Source organism: Steroidobacter gossypii (genome assembly GCF_016801985.1).
Lineage (GTDB): Bacteria > Pseudomonadota > Gammaproteobacteria > Steroidobacterales > Steroidobacteraceae > Steroidobacter > Steroidobacter gossypii.
The window spans coordinates 243589-263033 of sequence record NZ_JAEVLS010000004.1; the positions used below are offsets into that span (position 1 = coordinate 243589).

The 19445-nt window shown below is 63.1% G+C and carries 10 protein-coding genes; 9 read left to right on the plus strand and 1 reads right to left on the minus strand.

What is annotated here, in order from left to right; all coding sequences use genetic code 11:
* The first annotated feature begins 19 nt into the window (after window positions 1–19).
* The 9 genes from JM946_RS18240 (at window position 20) to JM946_RS18280 (ending at window position 16024) form a co-directional block, all read left to right on the plus strand.
* Window positions 20–1117: a M35 family metallopeptidase gene (locus JM946_RS18240; protein ID WP_203168786.1), complete on the plus strand. Its 1098-nt coding sequence runs from the start codon at window positions 20–22 to the stop codon at window positions 1115–1117.
* Between the two features lie 109 nt (window positions 1118–1226).
* The gene (locus tag JM946_RS18245) at window positions 1227–1853 is read left to right on the plus strand and encodes an FMN-binding negative transcriptional regulator (protein WP_203168787.1); all 627 of its coding nucleotides are present in this window, start codon (window positions 1227–1229) and stop codon (window positions 1851–1853) included.
* A 157-nt stretch (window positions 1854–2010) separates the two neighbouring features.
* A complete protein-coding gene (locus tag JM946_RS18250; RefSeq protein ID WP_203168788.1) occupies window positions 2011–3435 on the plus strand; it encodes a family 43 glycosylhydrolase in 1425 nt (474 codons plus the stop codon).
* 217 nt (window positions 3436–3652) lie between these two features.
* Complete coding sequence (locus JM946_RS18255; RefSeq protein ID WP_203168789.1) at window positions 3653–9727, plus strand: carboxypeptidase regulatory-like domain-containing protein; 6075 nt, start codon at window positions 3653–3655, stop codon at window positions 9725–9727.
* Window positions 9724–12753, plus strand: a complete 3030-nt coding sequence (locus JM946_RS18260; RefSeq protein WP_203168790.1) for a transglutaminase-like domain-containing protein — start codon at window positions 9724–9726, stop codon at window positions 12751–12753. Before JM946_RS18255 ends, JM946_RS18260 begins: the two co-directional genes overlap by 4 nt.
* A gap of 16 nt (window positions 12754–12769) precedes the next feature.
* Entirely contained in the window at window positions 12770–13201 is a 432-nt protein-coding gene (locus JM946_RS18265; RefSeq protein ID WP_203168791.1) for a hypothetical protein, read from the plus strand.
* 187 nt (window positions 13202–13388) lie between these two features.
* Window positions 13389–13925, plus strand: a complete 537-nt coding sequence (locus JM946_RS18270) for an RNA polymerase sigma factor (RefSeq protein ID WP_203168792.1) — start codon at window positions 13389–13391, stop codon at window positions 13923–13925.
* Entirely contained in the window at window positions 13912–14964 is a 1053-nt protein-coding gene (locus JM946_RS18275) for a FecR family protein (RefSeq protein WP_203168793.1), read from the plus strand. Before JM946_RS18270 ends, JM946_RS18275 begins: the two co-directional genes overlap by 14 nt.
* A gap of 64 nt (window positions 14965–15028) precedes the next feature.
* Window positions 15029–16024, plus strand: coding sequence for a LysR substrate-binding domain-containing protein (locus JM946_RS18280; RefSeq protein WP_203168794.1), 996 nt, complete (start codon window positions 15029–15031; stop codon window positions 16022–16024).
* A gap of 68 nt (window positions 16025–16092) precedes the next feature.
* Here the strand turns inward: JM946_RS18280 and JM946_RS18285 are convergent, their stop codons facing one another.
* The gene (locus JM946_RS18285) at window positions 16093–19248 is read right to left on the minus strand and encodes a TonB-dependent receptor (protein ID WP_203168795.1); all 3156 of its coding nucleotides are present in this window, start codon (window positions 19246–19248) and stop codon (window positions 16093–16095) included.
* Between the last annotated feature and the right edge of the window lie 197 nt (window positions 19249–19445).

Below are 19445 nucleotides of genomic sequence, written 5' to 3' on the forward strand. Positions count from 1 at the left end.
CAAGCAAAAGGAGTTGCTTATGGATCTCTATACTTTTCTCCGTCGTCCTCTGAGTCTCTATGGGCTGATCGCCGCCCTGTTGTTCGCACTCCCTGCCGCGGCCGCGAATGGGCCGTTGCAAACCAAGTTGGCCCCGGTGGCCGACGATCAGCGAATCACCGTCCGTGTCACCTTCACCAACACCTCGAACGAGGATGTGTACTTTCTAGCCTACGAAACTCCGCTGCGCGGTATCGAGCGGGATCTGTTCGTCGTCGAGCTGGACGGAGAGCGCATGCCATACACCGGCATCGTCGCGTTCCGCGCGGCTCCCACCAAGGAGGATTGGATACAACTCGCACCGGGAACTGAAATATCGGAGGTAATAGACATCTCGGCCGCATACGACACACGCCGCAGTGGCACTTATCAGGTTCGCTACAACGCAGTTCAGCAAATCCACCAGGGTGTCGTGCCCAGCACATCTCCAGCAGTCGACGCGCAAGGTTTGGGAACAACTTCACAATACGTCGGTAAAGGCGTGTCGTCGGAATCGATCTCGGTATCGATTTCCGGAACGCCCGCATCCGCCAAAGATCTGGAACCGTTTGCGAAACCCGACGTGGCGCCCGACTACGTGTCCGGCGAGTTCGAATGGCCCGCCGCCACCTACGGCTGCCAAAGCCCGTCCGTCATCAATTCAGCGCAGTCGACCGCGCGCAGCCGAGCACAACGCGCTTATAACACTGCGACGAGCTTCAACTCCTGGTATCAAACCTGGTTCGGCAACTCGCCGTCGGCCGTCTCCACGGTCCGCTCACGCTTCGCCAACGCATACAACCGGCTCGGCCAGAATGTCGATTACTACTGCGGATCGTACGCTCCCTACTGCTCCGCCGGCGTGGTCGCCTACACCTATAAAACCACCAGCAACCGGGTGTATCTGTGCTCGGCGTTCTGGAGCTACTCGGATAAAGGGCACGTGATCGGTCACGAGGCATATCACTGGAACACTGTCGCCGGCGCTGACGATGTGACTTACGGCTTCAGTCAGTGTCAAAGCCTGGCGCGAACGCGGCCGAACGACGCGCTTCGCAACGCAGACAACTATGCGTATGCCGCCGACACTGCGCCCTGAAGGCGCGACTCGAAAAGTTTGCTGACTTCGTAGCAGCGATCGGCGGGGTGACTTTGCTCACCCCGCCGTGGCGGCGCAACTGGCTGATGCGTCCGTTATACTCATCGCCATGTACCAGCCACCTCTGTTCGCCGAATCCAGGCCCGAGGAACTGTTCCGCCTCATGCGCGAATATCCCCTCGGCATGCTCGTCACGCACACGACGAGCGGCCTGGAGGCCAACCACCTTCCCTTTCTCGTAGATGAAGCGCGAGGCGCGTTCGGTACCTTGCTGGCGCATGTCGCGCGCGCCAACCCGATCTGGCAACAGGTCAGCGACGGCGACGAGGTGTTGGCGGTGTTTCGCGGAGCTTCAGGCTACATCTCGCCGAATTGGTACCCGAGCAAGCAGGAGACTCATCGGCATGTACCGACCTGGAACTACGAGGTGGTGCATGCTCACGGCCGCATCCACGTGCGTGACGACGAGAAGTTCGTTCGCGGGGTGGTGGCGCGCCTCACTCGCAACCATGAATCGAGCGAGCCCCGGCCCTGGAAAATGAGCGATGCGCCGGAGGACTACCTCGCCGAGTTGCTGGGTGACATCGTGGGCATCGAAGTCGAACTGACGCGAGTGCAAGGCAAACGCAAGCTCAGCCAGAACCGCGAGCCTCGCGACTTCGAAGCCACGGTGCGCGCCCTGGAAGAACGAGGTCACACGGACCTCGCATCAGCGATGAAGCGAGCGACCGATTAGATTTCGAGACAAGACACGCCTCCAGCGCCGCCAGCCCTGACGGCAGCATCGCGCCCGGTGCACGGCTGCCGTGCGGGGCTGAGTGGCAACGCCGACGTGACTCGGACACGCGCGTGCGGCACAATTGTCTGAGTTGTTCTCCCGACCGGGTGCCTTCATGACTGATCTGTCGCGCCGCTTGTTCCTCGGCGCCGCCACCGTTTTGGCCGCATGCCCGAGCTTGGGGCGAACGGCGACTGCTTCGACCGCTGCAGCCGCGGAGAATCCGTTGGTGCCGCAACGGGCCGATGCACAGATTTTCCGCCACGATGGCGACTACTACATGATGGCCTCCGTCCCCGAGTACGACCGGCTGATCATTCGCCGCGCGCCGACGCTTGCAGGACTGCGCACAGCGGAGGAGATCGTGGTGTGGCGCCGGCCTGCGAGCGGTCGAATGGCGGGTCACATCTGGGCGCCCGAGCTGCACTTCGTCGATGGCCGCTGGCTCATTTATTTCGCGGCCGGCGATGGCGACGACAGGTTCCGCATCAGAACATACGTGCTACGCGCCTTGGGCTCAGACCCACTCGCTTCGAAGTGGGAGTTGCTCGGAAAGCTGGAGACGCCTTGGGATACGTTCACGCTGGACGCGACGCTGCTCGAACACCGCGGCGTGCGTTACATCAGTTGGGCTCAACACGAGCCCGGCTTCGACAACAACACGAATGTTTATCTCGCGCCACTCGCCACGCCCACGACGCTGGCGCGTGCGCCGGCACGACTGACTGTCCCGACGCTTGACTGGGAGATTCAAGGCTTCAAGGTCAACGAAGGTCCCGCCTTTCTGGCGCGCAATGGGCGCCTGTTCATGACCTACTCCGCGAGCGCGACCGACGCTCGTTACTGCCTGGGCCTGCTCACAGCGCCTGATGACGCCGACATCATGAACACGGCCGTGTGGACCAAGTCGCCGCAGCCGGTATTTGTCAGCTCCAAGGCAACCAGCGTCTATGGACCCGGGCACAACAGTTTCACGGTCGATGAGCAGGGTCATGACCTGCTCGTGTATCACGGCCGCGATTACGAGAAGATCGTTGGCGATCCACTGTACGATCCGAATCGTCACACTCGCATCCAGCGACTTTACTTCCGCGCCGACGGCACGCCGGACTTCGGTATTCCCGTCGGTAACGGCGTGCTGCCCGACCGCTGGTCGCCACTGGATCGCTCCGATCGATTCGTAAGCGTCAAGGGAGAACGCGTCGTTGTGGGCGCCGGCCCGGTGGCAACGACCCAGTTCCGCCAGGTGACCAGCCGCCTGGATGCAAACAAAATATCGCTCGTCCCCATCGAGTCCCCCGCAAGCAAGCTCGTCGTCAACGCCGATTCAACTGTGACTGTGGCGCGCGACGACGGCAGCAACGGCTTCGCTCAACGCAGCAGCTTCGTCAAACAACCGGGACTCGCCGATCCAAAAGCCGTCAGCTTCGCCTCCCTCGCTTCGCCATCGCGCTACCTGCGACACGTCAACGGCGTGCTCCGACTCGCGCCCGTGAGCTCGGCAGCCGATCGGGCCGCAGCGACTTTCGCTGGCAGTTGAAGCAGCCGCCCGGTCGCTTACATAAGACATAAACAATCGGCAGGAACGCTATGTCCAAACGCGCGCCTGCGCGTTTGAAAATGGTGCATGCTCGGGGCACGAGTGCATCCCTTGGCGCACGGCATGAGCAACGCCTCGCGTCTGGTTGGCAGCACGGATGTTATCTGATCGCAGCCCGTGAATGACGGCTGCCTGTTGGCTAGGGAGTGGCAAAGTGATGCCCGCAAGGTGGTTGGCTTGTTGTTTTGCCGTGCTCGGCGCATTGACGGCTCAAATCGCCGCAGCCGACTGGCTCACCGATCAGCGCCAGCAGGATGGCAGCTTTGCCACTGCCGCAGATGTCTCGACTCCTTACCAGTCCACTGCTGAAGCCGTCAGCACGCTGCACGCACTCGGTCGCGCGGTGGAAATAGGCGATGCCCAACAATACCTGCTGCGCCAGGAGTACTCCGGCACGGAGTTCCTGGCTCGCCGCATCGTTGCGGCGGCAACAGCGGGCGTGGCCGCGCCTGAGCTCGTGGCCGAACTTCTGCTTCATCAAAATGCGGACGGAGGCTTCGGCGAGTCGATCGGTTATCAGAGCACGGCGCTGGATACCGCGTTCGCATTGGACGCTCTGGTAGCCAGCGGCCATCTCTCCTCGACCCCGGCGGGTTTCGGCGTCGGCTATCTTCAACAACAGCAACAAAGCAGCGGCGCCTGGCTCGGCATCGACGGTGGCACGTCCGCATATACGACGGCGCTTTGCGTGCAGGCGCTTTGGAAGTTTCGGCATCGCTTCGCCGTAACGAACTCGATCAACGCCGCTCGAGCTCAGCTGCTCGCACAACGGGATGCGCAACATCTGTGGGGAGAGCCACACCTCAGCGCGCTGGTGCTCACTGCATTGCTACCGACGCTCGCTGACGCAACGACTCTTGCCGATTCGGTGAACGCGCTACGCGCCACGATGCTGGCGAACGGCAGTTTCAACAACGACGTATATACCACCGCGCTCGCCATGCGTGCGCTGGCCACCGCCGACGCGCCGTACGAGGATCAAATCAAGATTCGGGGACGGCTCATCGACGGCGACACCCAGGCCGTGCTGCCGCGCGCACGAATCGACTTTACCGGCGCTGCTTCCACCACTGTTACAGCCGGCGACGATGGCCGATTCGAGTACGTTTCCGCCACCGCGGGCAGTTACTCGCTGGCGATCTCCGTCTCCGGTTATGCACCCGTCATCGCTTCCACAACCGTGCGCGCCGGCCAGACCGTGGATTTCGGTGATATCGCGCTCCTGCGTGGCCAGGCGCCCGTGGCCGCGGTGTTGCAAGGAAAGGTGACCGACAAGATCACCAACATCGGTATCGCCGGCGTCACCGTCGACGTAATCGGACCCTCTCTGTCCGCCACCACCGATGCCGATGGCCATTATCAAATAGTCAATATTCCTCCGGGCGAAGCGACGCTGTCCGCACGCATCGACGGCTATGGATCGGTGCAAGGTGCGGTGACGTTCGTCGCCGGCCAGGTCTACAACTTCTCGCCGCAGCTGATCGCGACGCCGGCGTCGGTCGTCGCAGTCGAAGGCACGGTCATCAACGGTGACAACGGCATGGCGCTGCCCGGGGTCACGATCACAGCGACCACCTCTCAGGGCAGCATCACGGCTGTCACCGACGATTCGGGCGCTTACTCGCTGCAAAATATTGCGCCTGGCGCAGTCACGCTGACCGCAGCACTCGAAGGCTTTCATCCGATCGAAGGCACGGTGCAGGCCCGTGGCGGCACAACGATCGTGTTCTCGCCGACGATGACGCCGATCGTAATGCCCGAGCCTCCCCCAGTCACAGGTCAAGTCAGGGGCGTGATCGTCGACAGTCTCAGCGGTGCGCAGCTCGCCAACGCGACGGTGCGTTTCTTTGTCGGCTCCACTCAACGAGCGACCGGCACGACGGACGCCGATGGACGATTCCTTCTCACCAACATCTCGGGCAACGGCGAGCTGCGCATTACGCGCACGAGCTATCAGAACCTGACGATCCCAGCCACCATCGTGGCGGGCATGGGACTGGACATGGGCGCCATCGAGTTGACGCGCACATCGCTGGGCACGGGCGGCGCCTTCCGGGGCGTCGTCAAGGATGTCGCCACCGATCAGGTTCGCTCCGGCGTCACGGTCACGGCGCGCTTCGGCTCCACCACACGCACCGACACGACCGACTCGGCGGGCGTGTTTGAATTCACCGGTTTGAACCCGCTACAAGGCAGCGCCCGCCTGACACGCACGGGCTACGAGCCGCTCGATCTTGGCCTGACGCTGGCGCTCGGCGAGATGATCGATCTCGGCACGTTGTATGTGCGCCCGGTCGACACCAGCGATGTAAGAGGCGATCTGTCCGTTTACACCCTGCGCGTGCAAGGGGTGCACATCGATCCCGAGACATATGCGGTCTCCGGCGCACTCGCCGTGGAGATCCATAACAGCGGTTCCGCCAACCTCACCGGCGCCGCCAACGTCAAAGCTTTCTTCGATGCGAATCGCAACGGTGCATTCGATGCGGGCGAGCCTGACCTCGGCAACGCGTCCATGGCGATTGCCATGGACCCAGGCTCGGTAGAGTCGGTGAGCATCCCCTTGTCCGGCACGGTCGCATTCCGCGATGCGCCGATCAGCGTCTGGCTCGACAGCGAAAACACGCTGATCGAACAATCCGAGACCAATAACGTCGACACCACCGCCGGCATCTGCGGGAACGCGCAACGCCTCGCAGTCGACCTCGGCCTGTGCATGGATTCTTCGGGCAGCATGAGCGCCGCGGACTTCCAGCTGCAACTGGCGGGTACCGCTGCCGCCGTCGAGAATGCATCGATCATCCCGCACGATGGATCGGTGCGCCTCACCGTAATGCAGTTCTCCAGCGCCACGACGGTGGAGCTGGCGCCAACGGTGGTGACCGAGGCGAACGCCGCAACGCTTGCATCGCGGATTCGCGGCATTCGCAAAGCCAACGGCGGCACCTCGATTCACAGCTGCATCAATACCGCGACCGAACAACTCACTACGGCTATGCCACGGGCGGCCGTTCGAGTGCTGGATATTTCCACCGACGGTGGCTCGAGCCAGTCGGCGGCGGTAGCGGCAGCCAATGCCGCACAAGCTGCCGGCGTCGATGCGCTCAATGCGCTCGCCGTGGGCAGTGGCGCCGATCTCAATGTTCTGAACGCGATCGTGTTTCCGCGGACCAGCGGACCGGATGCGGGCTTCGTCATACAGATCGGCAACTTCGAGCAGTACGCCGACGCAATCTCCGAGAAGATCAAACGCGAAGCGCGCACCGCCGACCTCACGCTGGGGTCGCTGCAGATCGCCGAGGCCGCTGAGCCAGGCACCACTCGCCTGAGCGCGCGAGTGGGCAATGGCGGATCACGCACGATTCCGGCCGGCATCACCGTGGCCTTCTTCTCGAGCGCCCCCGATTCGAGCGGCACGTTGTTGGCCGAAGTCGCGCTTCCCGAACTGCTCTCAGGTCAGTTCGTCGATATATCCACGGTCGTGAACGCACTGCGTGGCGGAGAAACCGTGTTCGCAGTGGCCGATCGAGCCGGGCTGGTTGGCGAATGCAATACCTCCAACAACAGTGATTCCGCGACCGTTGGCAGCACGAGCGCGCACATCGACGTTGCGACCGACTCGAGCACCTATGGTCCTTCATCCACCGTGCAGTTGCTCACCACGGTCGGCAACGACAGCACATTGTCGGGTGCGTTCCGCTATCAGCTGACCATTCGGGATGCGGCCGGCGCCACCGTCGCGACCCTACCGCCGGTGGACACACCCGTCATTCCTGCTGGCGGTTCGCAACAAGCTGCTCAGCCTTGGCAGACCGGCCTGCTGCTCGCCGGCGTCTATGAGGTGGTGGGCGAGTTGCAGTTGCTCGATGGCACGGTGTTGGATCGAGCCCAAGCCTCGTTCACCCTGAGTCACGATGTTTCCTCGGGGCCGGCCGCATCGCTGCGAGCCACGACGGATCGGTTGACTTACAACACCTCGGACACGGTCGCCATCAATGCACTCGCTCGCAATCTCACCCAATCCACGCTGATTTTGGGCGCGACGGCGCAGATCACCGTGATCGACTCAGCGGGACAGCCCGTACTGAGCACATCCCTGCCCTATGGCGATCTCACACCGGGCAGCTCGCGTTCCATAAGCACGCAGCTCACGCTGAGCGCCGCTCGCGAGGGTCGATACAACCTGAGTGGCACGTTGATCGATTCGCTCGGCGCCACGTTGGCCACTTCCACCACTTCGTTCGAAGTCAGCGAAGACGCGCGCCTGACGCTGACTGGGTCGGTGAGCGTCGCCACGGATCAGATCGAAGCGGGCCAACCACAGGTCTGCACCAGCACCGCGATGAACCGTGGCAATCGCACACTGGCAGATCAGCCGCTGCGGCAGTTGATCGTCAACATCGACTCCAGCGCTGAATGGCAGCGAGCGGATTTCTCCGCCACCCTGCCCGCCGGCGGCTCTCATATCGACACGCGTAGCGTGAGCACCAGCGGCTTCACTCCCGGTGAGTATGCTTGTGTGCTGCAGGCATCGGTCGATGGCGCCTGGCAGGCATTGGGCTATGCCACCTTCCAGGTGAAGGCGCCGTCGATTCGCATTGAATCGTCGCTGCAACTGAGCTCGCACGGGCGACTGCTCGTGTTGCTCGATGGCGCGCCCAGCTATCCATGTCATCCGATTCACGGAATCGAGCTGTGGGCTCCGTTCCGGACGCGCCTGCCCGAAGATGCGGCGCTCACCGTGGAACTGCTGGACGCCAACGGCAAACGCGTCGATCGTGAAGTTGCGACGCTCGCGAACTATCGTAACAACGTCAATCGCTCGGTCGGCGCCGGTGCAGATCTGCTGATCACGGGCTGGTCACGCGACGTTGTGACTGTCGAAGTCCGTGGGGCCGGTACGCTGGCAGGCGGCTATCGGCTGGTGTCCACGGCCACAGCCGGTTCGATGCCACCCGTCACGCTGGAATCGGGCGTCATGGGTGGTTCCTGCGGCTGGCCGGCAGGTCCGGGCGCCAAGTTCGGAGACTTCGAATCTTCCACAGTCATGGGCCTGTTTGGCCGAGGCGCACCCGCGTCCCTGCCGGATGCACCGACACTCGGTCGCCAGCAGGCGTTCCTGGAACAGCTGCTGGATGCGGCAGGCATTTCATACACCATCGTTACGGATGCCGATGCATTCGCACGAGCCATGCGCAGCGGCGCGTATTCTCGATACGCGCTGTTCGCCGAGCGCGAGAAGCTGGACCTTCAGGTGCAGAAGGAGCTGCGCGAAGCGGTGAATCGCGGTGAAGGGCTGCTGGACGCGGGCGAGCACAACTGGCGTCATCCGGCCTTTGCTACGGCATTGGGCATCAAGTGGATCGGCGAGTATCCGTGGGCGAATACCGTCAATTACTTTGATTCCGAGCTGCATACCGCGGCCACCGCCGACCTGCTGCTCGGGCATGAAACGCAGCGCGTGCAACGCGTCGGCGCCCGTGCGGTGGCGGATTTCTCGGTGGGTCGGCACGGCCGCACCATGCATCCGCACGATAAGACTGCAGTGACCACCTATGAGTACGGTCGCGGCAGGAGCGTGTACGTCGGCTACGACCTGCTTGCTGAAGCTGCGCATGAGGGCGCCGCGAGCGTGCATGCCGAAGTGTTGATGAACGCACTCGGATACATCACCCCGCGGCACGGCACTTACTACGGTAGCGATGTCGTTTCGCTCAAGCTGTCTCTGCACAACGCCGCGGCCGATGTTGCCGGACGCGTGGTCCTGCCGCTGCCTGCGGGCGTGACCGTCGTCGATCCGGGCCAGGGTGCGTTCGACGGCACGGCGTTGACGCTGACCTTCGAGCTGGTTTCGCAAGCGTCGACCCAGTGGGAATTCTGGGTGCGCCTGCCGCCAGCGCCCGGTCGGACCAGGTTCCAGATGACGGTGCAAACATTGAACGCCGGCGCCTATGTCGACTACGACTCGCTGCAGCTGGATGTGACCAGCGAACCGCGCTCGAGCCTGGCGGAGGCCCTGACCCTCAGCTCCACCAGTCTTAAGTTTCTGGCGGTCAAGCTGTGGCTGCTGACGGCGCAGCACTGGTCGGCGCTGGGCTTCGAGGCCCGCGCCTTGGCCGCCCTGGTGGCCGCCACCGACGCAGTTCGTGAAGTTCAACATCCCCAGTCAGAACATCTGCGCTTCAAAATCGATCAGGTGATCTGGTCGATGAGCAGAAAGGTTGCGAAATGAGCTTGGAAGCATTGAATGGCGCAAGGACGTTCATGCGCACGGTCGCCTGGATCGTGCTGCTGACCTTCAGCACCGTCACGATATCTCCTGGAGCGCAGGCGCTTGCTCAAGCAACCCAGGCGGCGCCAGCGCCTGCTGTCGCTTTGAGTGCTCTCAAAGAGCAAGCGCCGCCTGCCATCGAGCGAATGCAGCGAACGCTCGCAGCCTTCCATCGGAGCGGCATCAGAAAAGCCGATCACGACACGACGCGGGCGGCATTGGCGCAGTTGCGATCGGAGCTGGAAATCGAGGACGAGCGCGCGCGTTCGGAGCTGGCGGAAGATGCACAGCGGCTCGGCAAGCTGCGCCTGTCCGAAACGATGCAACAGCGTCATGCCGATGCAGTCGCCCGCATCAGCGCAGGATCGACGCAGCTCCATCAGGACCTGACACGATTCTCCGGCCTCGATAAAACGCAAGACGCCCACCAGGCCGCGGCGGCGCTGACAGAACAACTGCAGCAAGCTTCGCCTGGCCGGCCCGAGCAAACGTTCGATCCGAAGTCGCTGCCGTTCGGCGGCGCCACCTACAAGGCACCTGCGCCCAGAACGCGAGCAGAACAGTTCGCCGGGACGAACCTTCGCAGCCAGGCCGTCACGCTCGCAGCCACCGATCCGAGCTTTCTCTCAGAGACCGAAGATGCGCAACTCACCGATACCGTCCGCACACTGGCTGCGGAGCTGCGCAACGATCCAGTCGCCATCTACAACTGGGTTCGTAACAACATCGAATACCTGCCGACGCACGGCTCCATCCAGGGCAGCGAGATCACCTTGCAGACTCGTCGCGGCAATGCCTTCGATATCTCGAGCCTGCTGGTCGCCCTGCTGCGCGCCGCGCAAGTGCCGGCTCGCTATGTCTATGGCACGGTCGAGCTGCCGATCGATCAAGTGATGAACTGGGTCGGCGGCGCCACGTCCGCCAACGCCGCCCTCGATCTGCTGGCGCAAGGAGGCGTGCCGGTCACCGGATTGTCTCAAGGCGGCGTGATCAAAACGGCTCGCATGGAGCACGTCTGGGTCGAAGCGTATGTGGACTTCATTCCCAGCCGGGGCGCACGCAACGTCGTCCCCGACACCTGGGCGCCCCTCGACGCCAGCTTCAAACAATACGACTACACGGCCGGGATCGATCTGAAACAAGCCGTGCCGCTGCCGTTCGACGCCCTGACGCTGCTGAAGGAAGGCGCCAACATCGACCTTGCCGCCGGCATCGCCGACAACCTGAATCAGAACGCGGTGGTGGCGGCCTCCGAAGACTATATCGCCGCAGTCGAACAGTACTGGGCCAATCAGACGCCGCCAGGCACGATCGAGCAATTGCTGGGGACCAAAACGATTCGCGCGCGGAGCCAGCCGGTGCTGGCCGCTTCACTGCCCTATCGCGTCACCGCGCGTGCGTCTTCTTTCGCCGTGATCCCGAGCTCGCTCCGGCATTACATCCGGCTATTGCTGTTCAACTCGGCGATCGACCAGACGCTGGACTCGCCCGCCATGAGCCAGTCGATCAGCCTGCCGGCGCTTTCGACCCGGCGGCTCGGCGTGACCTACCGGCCTGCCACCGCTGAAGATGAAGCGCTCATCCGCAGTTACGACGGCACCAGCATCACGCGACTGCCCGCTTATCTCATTCGGCTGGTCCCGGCGATTCAGACCGACGGCGTCGACGTGAGCGTCGGCCCGGCAGTCACCATGGGCGCCGATCAGCGCTGGCAAGTCACGCTCGTGCAGCCAGGCGCCGGCGCCGTTCATGTGCATACCTATGCACAACTGGCCGGCGACGAGATCGTTTTCGGACTGAACCGCAACGGCGTGGCGCCCACATTGGTCAGTCACCGATTCGCCACGTCGACAGATACATCGGCGGCGGAAAGTCTGCATCGGATCGCGCTCTACTATTGGGCGGAAGCGGACCTGTCCAACCGTGTGCTCGGCGAGACTAACGGCGTGCTGTATCAACGGCTGCCGTCGGTGGGCGTGTTCACCAGCCCGCTCTCGGTGATCTATTCGTACGGTGTGCCTCGCCAGGCGTTCTATAAATCCCGGCAGGTGGATATCTCACGCTCGTTCGTGAGCGCCATCGGCAAGAACGGTGCAAGCGCCAAAGATTTCGTCATCACGTCCGGCGTGCAAACCTCGTTGCTGGAAGGCCGGGTGCTGGAACAAGCCAGCAGCGCGCCGCAAGGCAGCGGCATCAGCGCCGTTCAATTGTTGATCGATGCGGGCAACCAAGGCATCCCGCTCTACAGCCTGACCGCTGCGAATGCCTCCGCGCTGCTGCCGCAGCTCTCCATCTCATCCTCGGTGAAGTCACAAATCTCCGCGGCGGTTGCGGCAGGTCAGACGGTGGTGGTGTCGCAGCGGGCGCCAGAGCGGTTGGACTGGTCGGGCGTGGGTTACATCATGCTCGATCCCGAGACCGGCTCGGGCGCGTATTTGATCGAAGGCGGCCTCAATGGCGGCGAGCTTGGCGACTGCCAGGAACAGCGTTCGCCGTTGGCGATGTCCCTCAGGGATATCGTGCTGTCTCTCATGGTCCTGGGGCTGATCGCCGTGATCATCGCCGGCAGCGGCGGCGCCGGCACCGCCGCCGCGCCTGCGATGCTCGCGATCATGGCCGCCGGGCTGGGTCTCACGGCCCTTACGTTCCCGCAAACAGCGTCGGCCGGCACGTGCGGCAGTGGCTGCCATCGCGGCAGAATTCAGGCGCAAGGCGGTGGACTGCAGGCTTCCGTCGCCTGGAACCAGGCCACGCCGCTGACACTGGCTCAAGGGCAAGCGTTGCTGGCGGCGCTTTCAGCCCAGCTCACCGACAGGCAACGTGCGGAGCGCGCCGCCGGCTTTGCCGGCGCGGCGCGCTTCATGGAAAATGCGGCAGCCTCGGGCGGAGTCTGCGCACGCGACATCAAGTCATCGCTGAGCTTCCCGCGTGGCGCGCAGATTCGTATCGACATCGAAGTGCGCGAAGGCCAGGCCTTCACGCCCTGACGTTTGGAGCCAGGTCATGACGGAAAAATTCGCCGAGTTCCTGACCGACCTGGGGACCTATCAGGCCGCGGAGCGCTACTGGCGAGAGCGTTTCGCGGCTCTGCCCTGCGATCCTTTCGCCAACGGTTGGGAGGATTGGGGCACCTCCGGTGTCCGCGTCATCGCGGATGAATCATGCAACGTCTACGGGGCGATACAACACACGCGTAAGCGCGGCATCGTGATCGTGATGTGCAAACCTTCGGAGGCGATCCAGCGACTGACCGCTTGGACCGCCACCTGGGGCGAAGGCTGGCAAGACACTGCGCCCATCGACTATCTCAAGATCAACCTGGTCCACACCGAGCAAAGCGAATCGATGGCGCTCGCGCTACTGCATCGATTCGTTTGCGAAAGCGCGTCGCGTGAAGACATCGACGCGCTGATCGAATCGCTGGACACCGGCTGACGGGTCAGAACTCCACCGTCATGCCGAAGTACACCAGGCGCCTCCTCGGATCGTAGACGCCGGGATAGGTGTGCCGTTGCCGGCGGCGGCGGCTTCGGCAAATACATACGCTGCACAGCGCGCTGCAGGGGGACCGAAAAATTCGCCAACCCAGTCTTAACCGCCGCTCGCAACAATCTCGAGTCCTATGCGCGACTCTCATGCAAACCGACGCCTGATCGACTGGTTCAACCAGTGGCGATCGCCGTTGCGCAAGTTCCTGATCCGGCGGAACGCGAGATCGCGAGCCGATGTCGACGACATCTCGCAGGAGGTGTTCTTACGGCTGCTTCGCTACAACCAGGCCGAGCTGGTCCAGCATCCGCAGGCTTATCTGTTCAAGATGGCCGCGAACGTCGCGGCGGAATGGTCGATTGCAGCCCGGGCGCGACGGCCGCACGACTCCAAGTGGCTCGCCGAGCTGCACGGCGGCGATCTCCCTGAAGACGCCGCGGCCCGCGCCAAAGCCGAAGAAGAAATGGAGCGGGCGATCAACACCCTGCCGCCCCGACAGCGCGAGGTGCTCAAGCTGCAGTTCTACGAGGGCCTGGCCTACGCGGAAATCGCCGAACGGCTCGGCACCACGCCCCGGGCAGTGAAACGCAGCGTCATCAAGAGTTATCAGAAGCTCCGCAGCGAGCTGAATCCCGAATACCTGAGAGCAATGAGTTATGGACGAGAATGAACGACGGGAGCGCGCCGGCAGGGAGGCGGCCGAGTGGTGGACGGAGATGCAAACGGGCGAAATGGCGCTCGAGCGCCGCGTGGCATTCGTCGGCTGGCTGCGCGATTCGCCGCTGCACGTCTCCGAGATGCTCCAGGTCGTGGAAGTGCACGACGGTCTGGCGCACTTCAAGCGCTGGGCGCAGATCAGCACCGAAGGCTCGGAGCAAGACGATGCGCTCGATCGAGTCATCGAGTTCTCCCCCACTTTGAAAACCGCGCCCACTCCGGCGCGGCAGGAAACAAAGCAAGGGCTGCGGCGCGGCTCCTTCCTGGCTGGCATGGCCGCCTCCGCATTGATCGTCCTTGCAGTCACCGTGTGGTACAGCCTGAGCGGACAAATCATCGAAACCGAGCGTGGCGAACGTCGCGAGGTGGCGCTCGCCGATGGCAGCGTCGTGCAAGTGGATCCTGAGACCAGGATGCGAGTGAAGATGCGCGACAGCTCGCGGCGCCTCGTCGTACTCGAACATGGCCGTGCGCTGTTTCGAGTGGCCAAGGATGCGGAACGGCCGTTTCTCGTCGACGCCAACGGCACAGTGGCTCGCGCGGTGGGCACATCCTTCGCCGTCGAAACCCGAATGCAAGACGTGATCGTCACGGTCGCCGAAGGCAAGGTCGCGGTGTCGGTATCGCCCCCGCCCGGCACCAGAAATGCGGAACCCGAGCTCGCGGCGATGCTGATCGCCGATCAACAGTTGACCGTGGGCGGCGCCGCCGCTTCGGCAAGCGTGCGCAAGGTCGATAGTCAGCGCGAGCTTGCGTGGGCCAGCGGCCGCCTGGTGTTCGAAGACGCGCCGCTGCCGAGCGTTCTCGAACAGTTCAATCGCTATAACAGGGTACAGATGCGCGTCGACGACGCCGAGCTGGCGCAGCGGCGGATCAGCGGCTCGTTCAACGCCTCCGACCCGAATTCTTTCCTGGCCTTCATGCAAACCGTGGCGCATGTGCAGGTGACCCGCGACAACGCGCGCAACCTCGTCATCGCTCCGGGTCCATGAACACCGTTGCCAAAGGAGTACGGCACTCGCGGTCTGTTTGAAACGATCAGTTGGAGACGAAGTAATGACGCGATCTTCCGATAATCCAAAATCGCTGCCGCCGTTCGCGACCATGCGCGCCTTTGAAGCCGTCGGCCGGCTTTGTGGGGTGAGGCGCGCCGCTCAGGCCCTGAACCTGGATCACGCCGTCGTCAGTCGTCACGTGCGCACGCTGGAAGAATGGGCCGGCGTTCGTCTGCTGCAGCGGGTCGACGGCAAGACCGTGCTGACCGAGGAAGGCGCCCGATACCACGCGCGCATCTCCACCGCTCTCGCCGAGCTCAACGACGCCAGCAACGAGCTCCTGCTGCGCAACGACGAGTCGAGCCTGAGCATCTGCTGCGTGCCGGGTTTCGCGTTCGAGTGGCTGATTCCGCGTCTGAGCGCATTCCAGAGCGCCAATCCCGGAGTGAAGATCGAACTGCACCCGACCGATCAAGGCCCGGATTTCTCCCGCTACGAAGCCAACGTCGATATTCGCTACGTCCACAACGATCAGCTCCATTCGCGCGCGACGGCGAGCGGCGTGCGTAGCTTCGAGATCGCCCGACCGCCGGTGTACGCGGTGGCGAGCCCGGAATGCGCCGCACGGTTGTCGTATGTGAACTCGCCGTCGAACCTGCTCGATGCGCCACTGCTGCACGAAGAAAATGAAAGCCAGTGGCGTTCCTGGTTCGCCGAGCAGGGCGTCGCGACGAACGATGTGTCGCTGTCCGGTCCACGTCTCTGGCACGCTCACATGACCCTGCAGGCCGCGCGACGCGGCCAGGGAGTGGCGCTGGCCAATCCCTTTCTGCTCGGTGATGACTTGAACGCCGGCCGGCTGGTGCGGCTGCCCGCGGCTTGCGATCAGGAAGTCGCATTGGGAAGTTACATGTTCCTGGCGCGCACCGATCAATGGCAGACACCGGCGATTGTCCGCTTCCGGCTGTGGTTGAAGGACGCCGCCATGATCAGCCACTTCGGCATGCCGACGCGAGTCGTGCGTGGCGCGCGCGCGCCGGCGGCTATGGCTGTATAGATCGTTTCCAGACGCCCGGCAGAAGCCGAAACTTTGCCGGGCATGTCTTCTGGCGAGACTGGCCGAAACTAGAACTTGAAAGTCACGCCGGCGCGCAACAGTCGGCCGAGCTTGTCCCAACGCCCGTTCTGTGAGCGCGAATACAGGTAGCCCAGGCCCGATGTGCCAATCTGCGGCGTGAGCTCGGGATCCCGATCGAGCAGATTTCTTACATTGAAAAACAGCTGCGCGTCGCCGCGGCTACCGAAAACATTGTTCAATCGATAGGACACCGAGGCGTCCAGGTAAGTCGCTCCATCGATGCCCAGCTGATCGAACGTGCGTTGATGAACCGTGGATTCAGGACAGTCACGTCGACACTCGATGTAATCGTTATCCGCCACCACGCCACTGAACGAGCGGGCGCTCAGCGAAGCTTGCAAATGATCCAGCTCGTACGCAGCGCTCGCCGTGAGCACCGTGCCAGGCACACCATTGACGATGCCGACACTGTCATCGGGCGGCGCGATGCCATCGTCCGTCACATTCTCCAGGTAACGAGTGCCCGTGAAACGGAAGATCAGGTCGCCCCGCCAATCGGCTGCCAGCTCTGACAGCGGCAGGTTGAAAGTGGCGTCGACATCGATGCCGCGGGCCGTCTGCCGCGCCAGGTTGTAGTTGCCCTGCTCCACCGTGGTAATCACGCCATTCACGCGGGTGATCTTGGAACAAAGATCCGGGCGACCGCCGTAACAAAGATTGATGGTTTGGCTGCCGCTGATGAGCGTCACCGCGTCCTTGACCACGATGTCCCAATAATCGACCGACAGCGACAGCCCCGGGACAGCCGGCGGCTGCACCACCACGCCAACGGTCCAGCTGTCTGCCTTCTCCGGCTTCAAGCTCAAATTGCCGCGTTGTGTGCGGCCGTGGGTGGGCGTCGTGTTCGTCTCCGGATCGTAGGTCGCGGTCAAACCGATGTTCAGTTCCTGAAACAGCTCGTTGATGTTCGGCGCGCGAATGTCACGTGAGAGCGTGCCCCGAAATCTGACACCCGCCACCGGCGCATACGTCATGCCCACTTTCCAGGTCTTCACGCTACCCGTGATCTCGTAATCGGTGGCGCGAAAGGCCGCCGACAGATCCCAGTTGTCGATCATCGGCATTCTGGCGGCCAGCGGCACCAGCGTTTCGATCGCCGCTTCCGCCACGTGATAGCCCGCGTCCAGCGGTTGCAGATTTCCCGAGCGCCATTGGCCGCGCTGAGCGGTTTCGTCCGAATCCACGGTCGCTTCTTCCTTGCGATACTCGCCGCTGAAGGCCAGAGACACCGGGCCAGCCCAGTTCGAGAACGGCTTGCCGGTGATCGAGGCGGCGTAAACGATTTGCCGCGTGGTTTGATCGGCGTGCGCCGTACCCAGCAGATATTCCCTCGCGGCAGCGCTGTTCACGCCGACGCCCATGGGATTCCAAGGCACACAGCCGTTCGCTGGGTCGGTCAGCGTCGAGCGGCATACGATGTCGCCCGTCACAGGATCGCGCACGGCATCGAGCGCCAGCGCGTACTTGAACGTATTCTCGACGTTGCGCGTGTCGTAGCTGCTCGATGTCTCGCCCAGCTGAGCGTAGGCGTTCCAGCTCCATTGTGTATCCAGCGCCTCCAGCTTGCCCTCGGCGCCCAGCACGTAGCGATTCGCCGAGCGCATGGTGTCCACCGATACGAACGGCATGTCGTAGTTCATGGTGCCGATGCGGATCGAATCGAGCCCGAGCTCCGTCATCCGCGCCTGCACCGACGCAGGAATGAATGGATTGCCCGAAAGAACGAGCGGACCGGCGCCAACCTGGTAATGCGGGAAGGCGACGGCGTAAGTCTCGGACACACCGCGTGACAGCTGCACGAAAGTGTTCAAACTGTCATTGATGTCGTACGCCACCCGCATGAAAATGTTCTCACGCTTCTGCGCGGGAGCGAGGCTGTAAGCGTCATAGGTCAGCGTTGACCGATAGTCGCCGCCCGACATGAAATTGTCCCGCGGCACGCCGACACCGTAGTTGAACTGATAAGGTGTGCCGCCCGCGCCGAAGGCAATACCTCGCAACGGTCCGGAAGTGATGATGCCCCCGTGAGTGGCCTGCGATAGAAACACATCGTTCCCGAGCAGGAACTCGGGCTCGCCGTTGACGCCGTCATAGTTGGGATTGACGTAATAGTTGCGCGCGGTGCGAGCCCAGCGGCGCGAGCCATTGCCATTGACGACGCCCTCATCGTCGACCATCTCCGCACTCAGCAGCAGATGACCGCGACCGCCGTCGAAAGGCATGCCTCGAGCGAAGGCCGCTTTCCAATGGCGCGCATCGCCATAGGTGGTGCCGCCGCCGGACAACTCGCCCTTGAAGCCAGTGAATTTTCGATCGAGCACGAAGTTGACCACGCCCGCAACGGCATCGGATCCATACACCGCCGATGCGCCGCCAGTCACCGTCTCGACACGTGCGATCAACTGCTGAGGGAAGTTGTTGGTATCGACCACGCCGGTCGACACCGCGGGTACCGCCCGCTGGCCATCGAGCAACACCAACGTGCGATTTCCGCCCAGGTTTCGTAGCGCCACGCCGGCGATGCCAGCCTGGTTCGAGCTTGGCACATCGGCGCCAGCGCGCAGCGTCTGCCCTCCCGAGAACTGAGGGGTGGTATAGAGAACATCGGCGAGCGCCGCGCTCGCGCTACGACTGAATGTATCGGCATCGACCACAGTGACAGGCGTCGGTTGATCGTAACCGTCGCGAATGATGCGCGAGCCGGTCACCATCACTTCGGTCAACGTAGTCGGCTCGACCACCGCTGTCGTCGCGGCGAGTGGCAGATCTACCGCGCGTGCAGGGACTGGCGCCGCGGCCGGGCTGCTGCTGATGGGTTGGGGAGTGATCGACTTCGACTCATTCCAACGCACAATGGCGATGGTGCGCTCGTTGATCACGACATATTTCAGCTTCTGACCTCGGAGCAGCTCCTCCAGGGCTTGTGACGCTGTCAACGTCCCTTGCACGGGCCCCACCTCGATGTCGCCGTCCGTGCTGTCGCTGAAGCGGGCGATCTGCAGCCCGGTCTGGGTCGCCAGCTCGCTCAAGGCCAGGTCGAGCGACTGGCGTGGGATCGCGATGGCATGGCGCTCGAACGTGGAAGCGGGCTCCGCCACCTCGACAACGAGGCACGCAGCAGCGCAGGCCACTGTCATTCGCATGGTCGTTTCCCGGCCCCCCTGATGCACAACGATTGAGCCAACTGAGTCCAGCGCTCCGGCTCGATCTAGGTGTCGAGATCCGTAGCGCCGCGTCGACTGATTCTATTGACTGCGTGGCGCCCGGTCGGCCGTGACGGGCGCGGTCATCGCATCGTGCTGTCCCGATATGTACCAAACTTTCTTGTGTCGCGCCTCAT